Source organism: Nonomuraea sp. NPDC003804 (assembly GCF_040610675.1).
Lineage (GTDB): Bacteria > Actinomycetota > Actinomycetes > Streptosporangiales > Streptosporangiaceae > Nonomuraea.
This window is the reverse complement of record NZ_JBEXMT010000143.1, coordinates 1-1,028: the sequence shown is the minus strand read 5'-3', so window position 1 is coordinate 1,028 and position 1,028 is coordinate 1. Positions and strand designations below refer to the sequence as shown.

At 56.5% G+C, this 1,028-nt stretch carries 1 protein-coding gene; it reads left to right on the top strand.

Annotated features, from left to right (window positions below):
* Positions 1-817: 817 nt before the first annotated feature.
* On the top strand, positions 818-1,028 hold a 211-nt coding region (locus ABZX22_RS45365; protein WP_354923622.1), incomplete at its 3' end, for a hypothetical protein.

The following is a 1,028-nucleotide window of genomic DNA, read 5'->3' as shown; positions in this document are numbered from 1 at the left end:
GCTCGGTTCTCGATTGTTCATGGATGGAGCTGTTGGAGGGGGGCTCTGGCGACGCGCAGCAAGTCGCACCGGATATCGCCCGCCTCCTCGCCCCGTTGAAGCGGGAGGACCGGCTTTTCCTCCTAGAGCAACTCAAGGTGTGGGCTGAGAAGTTGACCGACAGATAGCCCTGTTAACAACCTATCGCTGGGCCGCGAATGCTCGGATATTGAAGTGGCAATCCGACGATGGCGGCGTTCATCACATTCGTCTGGAAGCAACGTGAGCTGACGCGGAGCACCGTCGTGGAGCGAATCGAGGTCGACGCTGAGACGGTTTCGCGGTTCGCCCTCCGTATGGCGCTGCCAGCCGAATCTCGGCCGTTTCATTCGTTTTGGCGTCCCACAATGGCCACTCTATCTCGTACAAGTAGGTCAATATGTCACCGCGAGGCATCTCGTACCCAGCCACGCCGGTTACCCTCTGCGTCCACACGCATCGGCACCGGTTGCCGCGCTGGTCATAGGCATACCCGCTGCAAGACATTACGCGGGCCTGTTGAGCAATGTAAGTAATCAAGGTAAGTTTAAACGGACCTCCGCGTTGAGACACTCAGAGTCTCGCCGGCGACCTCGGGCGACAGCGCACCTGCACGCGGAGCGACGACGATTAGCAATTCGCTGCGGATAATAGTATGCCGCCAGAGGCGGTGTCGGAATTCTGCTGCGCGCCCTAAAAATTGGCGCCGTGATGCCGTTAACCTGGTTCCGAGATGGTGTATTGCAGCGAGTCCGGCAGATGAGGTTCCTATACTCTGTAGTTAACTGCCGGAAACACCATGGAAAACTACAGGCAAAATTGTAAAGGTAATGAAATAAATGTCGGTAAGCAGGGCGTTGATAAACTTCCTTCGCTTGCCGAATTTTGGGATGCGCTTGCATCGTATTCGTTCACTCCGCAGCAGGGCGTGGCCAACATCAAGAGGTTCTTCGAGCTGGATGCCATCGCGCGGTGCTCACCCCGGCACGAAAGACTCATGTCGCAATTTT